This is a genomic window from Candidatus Zixiibacteriota bacterium (assembly GCA_040753495.1).
GTDB lineage: Bacteria > Zixibacteria > MSB-5A5 > GN15 > PGXB01 > DYGG01.
Genome location: JBFMEF010000183.1, coordinates 23,397 through 30,112, shown reverse-complemented (window position 1 = coordinate 30,112; position 6,716 = coordinate 23,397). Strand labels below are relative to the sequence as shown.

At 53.1% G+C, this 6,716-nt stretch carries 5 protein-coding genes; 1 reads left to right on the top strand and 4 read right to left on the bottom strand.

Going from position 1 to position 6,716, the window contains the following annotated elements; genetic code table 11:
• The 4 genes from AB1690_11955 to AB1690_11940 all read right to left on the bottom strand — a co-directional run.
• The coding region (locus AB1690_11955; GenBank protein ID MEW6016023.1) for a serine/threonine-protein kinase at window positions 1-1,353 on the bottom strand (1,353 nt) is incomplete at its 3' end.
• A 166-nt stretch (window positions 1,354-1,519) separates the two neighbouring features.
• Window positions 1,520-2,443 (bottom strand): SDR family oxidoreductase, encoded by a 924-nt coding sequence (locus AB1690_11950; protein ID MEW6016022.1) that lies wholly within the window; start codon window positions 2,441-2,443, stop codon window positions 1,520-1,522.
• 431 nt (window positions 2,444-2,874) lie between these two features.
• Window positions 2,875-4,026, bottom strand: a complete 1,152-nt coding sequence (locus tag AB1690_11945) for a hypothetical protein (GenBank protein ID MEW6016021.1) — start codon at window positions 4,024-4,026, stop codon at window positions 2,875-2,877.
• A gap of 261 nt (window positions 4,027-4,287) precedes the next feature.
• On the bottom strand, window positions 4,288-5,097 hold the full coding sequence (locus AB1690_11940) for a class I SAM-dependent methyltransferase (GenBank protein ID MEW6016020.1): 810 nt from the start codon (window positions 5,095-5,097) through the stop codon (window positions 4,288-4,290).
• Between the two features lie 359 nt (window positions 5,098-5,456).
• Between AB1690_11940 and AB1690_11935 the strand changes: the two genes are divergently transcribed.
• Window positions 5,457-6,704, top strand: a complete 1,248-nt coding sequence (locus AB1690_11935) for an efflux RND transporter periplasmic adaptor subunit (protein MEW6016019.1) — start codon at window positions 5,457-5,459, stop codon at window positions 6,702-6,704.
• The last annotated feature ends 12 nt before the right edge of the window (window positions 6,705-6,716 follow it).

Sequence of the window (6,716 nt, the reverse complement as noted above, 5' to 3'; positions counted from 1 at the left end):
CAAGGCGCCCAGAACACGTTGTCGGACTGATTCCACTCCTTCCATCAAGTTGGCCGATCTCGACTTAACCGGCTCAATGGCTTGCAGAACTCTTCCATCGGCATCTGCAACTTGCGCTTGAAAAAGGATGGTATCTTGGATCCTATAATATGAACCGCTGATTAACAGTTCAGCACCTGTTGACTTCGCGACAGATTTGTCGCGCATTTCCTTGCCGAGTTGAAACATCCGCTCGGTCGAGATAACTTCAGCCAGATTCAGCATTGAGAATCCTTGAGCCGTCCAGTCCGCCACCATCAAACCAAGATTGTCAATCCCGGCGTCGCCGGTCTGGTTGCGAAATGGAAGGACGGCTACTCGCTTTCTTGGTGTTCTCGATGCTTCCGAGCTTAGAAATCGCCACGGTTTCAGAACAATCGCAGTTGCCAAGATTGCGACGATGATCACAGCCGAGACAAAGAAGCGCCTCGCTGATCCAGCCCCCACCGCGGCTGCGCGGGTAACCAGAGCGGTTAGGTCAGCCGCGAGGTCATCCACATGCTGGTAACGAGTCTTCAGATCTTTTTCCAGAGCCTTGTTAACAACCCTTTGTAGTTCGTCCGAAACCCCGATCTTGTATCTCGCCAGAGGCTCCGGTGTGTCCGTAGCAATTGCCCTAGTTGTAGCAACATCACTCTCGCGGTCAAAAGGCCGCCTTCCGGTGACCATCTCATAAAGCACTACACCCAGCGAAAAGACATCCGAGCGATGGTCCACTTCCTTGCCTTCCGCCTGCTCGGGAGACATATAACCAATCGTTCCGAGCGTCGAGCCGGTCTTGGTCAGATGATCCATTCCCAACACTGAGGCCAGACCAAAGTCCACAATCCGTGCCCGGCCGTGTGAATCGATCAGGATGTTGGTGGGTTTGATATCCCGGTGGGTGATACCCTTCTCGTGCGCCGCCTGAAGCCCGTCACAGACTTGAGTGCCGATATCAATGATTCGCTCCAGGGGCAGCGTCTTGCCGGCGACCACTTCCTTGAGCGACTGTCCCTCAACATACTCCATGGCGAAGAAAGGTCTGCCACTGAATTCCCCAACCTCATAAATCGTCACTATGTTCGGATGATTCAGTTTCGCCGCCGCCTGCGCTTCCCGCTTGAACCGGGCGCGGCAGTCGGCATCCTGACAGAGATGAGAAGGCAGGAATTTGAGGGCGACTTTCCGATTGAGTTCAGTATCCTCAGCCAGGTACACCTCACCCATCCCACCGGCGCCAATGCGCTCGAGGACTCGATAATGCCCGATCTTAATGTTCTTCTGAATCTGCACGTTGGATCGGGTTCTGTCGTCTGATTCGCTTCGCGGCATGATCGACAATTTCCCGCTTAAGGCAGTATAATACCACCGGTTGTCAAATGCCTGCTATAACTTACTAATTGTTGACAGGAAAGGCAACGTTTTAAGATGTTGAAACATCAGTACTTTCAATACGACAGCATCGGCCCTGACTGCCGAGCCGCTTGCGTTCCGTCTATCATCCCGAATCCTGACGGTCGAGTATCTGCTGGTCAAGAAGAGCCACCAGTTGGTCGCGCGAATAGTTATGCTGCGGATTGTCATTTTCATCCAGAAGTTGCGCTAGCAGCGCCTTGAGCACACGATTTCCCTCCCATCTGGTGCCTACCAGATATCGTAACTTCGGTCGCTCCGAAAACAGCGCCTCATACACGGCGGTCGCGACAATTTCCGGAGAGGACGGCTTTCGATTCGTTTCGGATTCTTCCTCATCATTTGCCGCCGGCGCCGTCTCCAGACCTGTCAGGATTTGCTTCGCTTCTTCGTCAAAGGGGGCTTTAGCCCGTTTGAACCGTGCGATATTTCCTTCCATCGATTTTGCCCCGATATTTGTCGCTATGCCGCCAGGCTGAACAATGCTCGCTCGCACCCCATACGGCTCCAGTTCATAATTCAACGTATCCGTGTATGCCTCCAGCGCATGCTTGGTCATCGTGTACGGACCATAGTACTTGTAAGTTATCACTCCCCCCTGTGAACCTATGTTCACTATTCTTCCTTCAGACTCAAGCAGCAGGTTCAGAAAGGCGTTTGTCATACGGAAAGGCCCAAAGACATTCACGTCGAATATGTTTGCCAGTTCATCTTCGGTCCACGTGGAAAGCATACCGAGTTCTCCCAGTCCAGCATTGTTCACCAGCCCGTAAAGCCCTGTGCCCTGCTCTCTCACGAGAATTTCCGCCTCCCGTACCTGCCTGAAATCCCTGACATCGAGTCTGACCGGAATTACGTTGTCAATCTTACCCAGTTCAAGGAGGTCGTCCTCCCGGCGAGCCGCGCCGTAAACTATATGTCCGCGAGCCGCCAGATACTTGACAAGATAATTCCCTATGCCGCTTCCGGCGCCGGTGACCAGTATCGGACGACAAACTTGTTTCTCCATTTTTTTTCCTTCCCTGAGGGTTCTTTGCCGCTTAAAGCGAGTAGGATTTCATTTACTTTACTCAAGAAGCCGGTTTTCAAAATCTGCGAGAAATGCTTGCTCAATTTCCTTTGAAGACAGCCATGTCGGTTTTCAAATATCTCATATAATTATCGTAATCAAACGCTCCCTGGGACACCATCTCTCTAATGAGAGTTCCGGCAAAGTGAGACCTCCGGGAGCCATACTGCTTTCTATTACGAATCCCGAATCGCCGAGTTGCAGCCGGCTGAAACTGCACAAGGTGAATTAAGGCTGTTCGATGACGGAGTGCGCCCTCGATTTTCAATTGGAAGAATATCAGATGGCGACAGGATATATAGTTCGGTTGCGGGGATAAAGTTTCCGCCGGGTGTCTTGCGCTGTCTCCTTGCTGGTCGACACCGCCATCCTCAATAACGGTAGATAGCAGCTACACCCGTTTCAGACGGCATTTGCTTGGCTGGGATGATGACAATTTGCCCGCCCTTCTTCAGAGCCAGTTCGCCTAAGTCATCAAGTACGTCATCAACTTCGGGATGTGATATATCGCCAAATTCGATTTCGCCGGTTGCGGGGTCAATTCGGCCGGGTAGAATTCGATCAGCTTCTATCATGAGAGTAGCCACCCTCCCGGCTACAACAGCCTTCGTGACCTGAACCAGTACGTCGTCGCCAAGTCCCTTGGACTTTGCGTTGCCGAACTCCTCTGCCAGCTTGGCCAGCCGCGCCAGATAATGTGGTTCAAGAATCTGCCAGGCGCGCTGGCGGAGCTCGTCGATGGTCACAGCGTCCGGGTGAACCTCAATGCTGTCCTCTATCAGGAATGGATTATTGGAGACCCGGTGAAACAGCTTATGGTATTGCGGCAATGCCGACAGTATCAGTTTAAGTTCCGACGGCTTCGAGTGGCGTTCCAAAATCTCGCGATCGACGGCGCGGAAGAAACGTTCCGTGTCGATATCTACTTCGGACTCCTTGCCACCGTGGCCGTGATGCATGGGCGAACGCCCCTGACCGACGCCACCATATGAGGCAACGGTCAGGTGCGGATCTGTCAATTCATCGCCCAGCGCTTCGGTAATCGTCTTCGGAACACCCTCGGCCAATTCGATCTCGTCCAATGCATCGCGGTTGCCCTCGAAAAGCCTTATCGCTTCTCGGTTCAAGCCGAGAACCTGATAGCGATCAGCTGACTGTAGCATACGCATCAATGGTTTGCTGTGGAAACTATCCGCTGCTATAGCAATTTCGGCGACAGGCCGCCCAAGTTTGTAGACGCGGAATACACCTCTCGCTCCCAGAACGGCCAAACCGTCAAGCGTGTGATTCCAGAAGTCCCTGTCGTTAGCCAATTTCAGAAACGGTTGCAGCAATGTCTGAACGTCGGCCTTAGCGTATTGTCGCCGTAGCGATTTTTCTAATTCCTTTACAAGAGTTCGAAACCGGATCGAATCCTGCTGATTGTCTGGACGATGCCGATGAGTTGGCTGGTAAAGTGAAAGGCAAGGTGGATCACACTTGTCCAACAGCCGGGCCTTATAGTCTTTATCGAGTTTGCTCATTATTATCCGATTTCCCTCACGCCATACGCCTCACATGGTAGAGAGGTTCAAGGTCTAAAAAAGACAGATACTCAGCGCTTCTTACGCTTATACATCCAAGTTAAGAAAAAGCCGATAGAAATATGATAGAATGCTCCAACTATTGCTGGGGCAGTCAAAATCCAAGCGCCCCCCTAATCTCATCCCCCCAAACTTCTGTCAGATTTGAGTTCTCAATCCGGCCACACTATACCCAGATTAGCCGAAACCGATGGAAGACTATTAGATACGATTAATAGCCCTAGTAGAAGTGGCTGCCCTTTCGTCGGCGACCGGCCGCCTCCCCAGGAATACCTCGTGTCCGGTATCGCTGTACGAGTTGTGCTCGAAGGAAACCAACAGCGGTTCAAAGCCGGTGGCTGCAATTAACTCCATCCAGACGGTTCTCGGGAACAGACCCATAAGGTGACGGTCGTGGATTAACTCGATAGCTCCTTCTTCATCTCTCAATAGGTACGCCATGTCAGTCACGTACATTTCGGTTCCAGAGTCGGGAACCCACCGCCATTCGAGGTAGCGCAATGCCCGCCCATTCCCATCGCTGCCGCCGCTCTCCGTGCCCGGCGCGAAAGTCTCAGAGACGAAATCCGGCTGGAACATCGCCACCCCACCTGGGGCCGTATGCTCGAAAGCCGTGGCAATGGCTCTGGCAAGATCGGCGCGCGTGGTCATGTAGCAGACCGCGTCGTGCATTAGAACACAATCAAAGAGGCGCCCCAGTCGGACTGAGCGCATGTCGCCTTGAATGTGCTCGCACTCTGGGTTGACACGGCGGCTCAGCCCCAGCATGGCCGGCTCGAGATCAACCAGTGTGCAACTCAGCCTGGCTTTGAGATGAGCCGCATTGTGCCCACCTCCACTGCCGAGGTCGAGTAAAGTCCTTGGTTGTCTCTGACAGTGGGTCTCGAAAAGATGATAGTAGAAGGCGGCTCCTTCCGCGTAGTCGCTCACCGGCGTCAACAGAGGATACCAATCCGCGAGATCGCGGTAGAGCCTGAGGGTCTGAGCGAAGTTCATCTTTTCAAAACCCATTTCCCCGTGTGGTTTCTCTCCTTCAACAAGAAGAAATTACATCTTGAGCCAGCTGAATGAAAGAACTAAATGAAAGAATGGACTACAATAGTCTATGGCGGGGTTGTCTTATCAGTACCCAGAACTTTTAGACTAGAGTTCTCTTTGGAAAAGGTCCCCTAACTCTCCCGAACTTATGCTCTTCAGATTGGTTGGCATGACGTCAACGGCACCATGTTGATTAATGAAATCGAACAACGTGTCCGATTCCGGACAGGTCGCTCTCATCTAAGTCGCGGACAACGTGTTGGACGGCAATGCGATGGCGACGGGCACGGGAATTGATACGTACTCCTGTGTCGAACAGAAAGGAGATGCCGATGGATCGGGAATTATCACCTGAGATAATTCGAAGAAACCGGTGGAAGCAGTACGCCAAGATTGCCTCAATTCCGCTTGTGCTGCTTCTGGCCTTGTGGATCTTCAGTTCCCTCATTTCCCGGTCGATCAGCCGCAATACATTACGGACCGCCGTGGCAGAGATGGGCCCGCTGGATGCGGCGATAACGGCCTCCGGCGTGGTCGTCCCCGATTTCGAGCAGGCCATTACTTCCCCCATTCAATCAAGGATCGATACCGTCTTTCTGCATTCGGGAGATATGGTTCAGGCCGGTCAGGCGATTTTGGTCCTCAATATGGAATCGATTCGGCTCACCTACACCAGGCTGCTGAACGAACTGGAGCTCTTGCACAATGAGAAGGCACGGCGCAGTTTGGAGCTATTGCAACAGCGGCAGCAGCTGGAGACCGAGTATGGCATCAAAGAGATGCAGACCCGCTTGGCGGCTTCGCGACTTGAGCGGGAGAGAAGACTCCTTGCGATCGGAGTCAGCACCAAAGAGGGGCTGGAACAAGCCGAGTTGAACGCTGCCATCACCAATAAGGAACTGGAGCAGCTGAGTGAGAAGATGAAACACCACGACGTCGCATCACAGGCCGATTTTCACGGGCTGGATCTCAGGATCAAAATCCAGGAGAACACGATCGATGAAACCCGCCGTCAGATGGCCCTGGCGGAGGCCCGGACCGACCGGTACGGAGTGGTAACGTGGGTGAACGAGAACGTTGGCGCTTCGGTCAACCCGGGCGATGTGATCGCTCGGATCGCCGATCTGAGCGGGTTCCGTGTGGAGGCGAAAATCTCCGATGTCCACGCAGAGAAACTGGTCGCCGGCGGTCCGGTCCGGGTTCGGATCAACGACCGCGATCTGTCCGGCAGGATCGCCTCTATCAACCCGGCCGTGCAAAACGGCGTAATAACCTTCCTGGTCACACTGGACAACAAGGCCGACCGGGTGCTTCGACCCAATCTGCGGGCCGATGTATTCGTGGTGACGGCCTCCAAACCCAACGTACTGCGGGTCAAGAACGGGCCATTCTACGACGGTCTTATGGAACACAAGGTATTTGTTGTCCAAGGAAACAAAGCTGTTCGCCGGGAGGCAACGGCCGGGGTCTCCAATTTCGATTATGTGGAGCTTCAGGGAGACATAAGACCGGGCGACGAGGTGATTATTTCGGATATGAAAAGCTATATCAATATGAGCGAGATTTCCATAACGGACTGAGCGCGAAAAGCA

Excerpts from the sequence above, each read along its gene's own strand:
- AB1690_11940 (MEW6016020.1), bottom strand. The coding sequence starts at position 5,097 with ATGGGTTTTGAAAAGATGAACTTCGCTCAGACCCTCAGGCTCTACCGC.
- AB1690_11935 (MEW6016019.1), top strand. The coding sequence starts at position 5,457 with ATGGATCGGGAATTATCACCTGAGATAATTCGAAGAAACCGGTGGAAG.
- AB1690_11950 (MEW6016022.1), bottom strand. The coding sequence starts at position 2,443 with ATGGAGAAACAAGTTTGTCGTCCGATACTGGTCACCGGCGCCGGAAGC.
- AB1690_11945 (MEW6016021.1), bottom strand. The coding sequence starts at position 4,026 with ATGAGCAAACTCGATAAAGACTATAAGGCCCGGCTGTTGGACAAGTGT.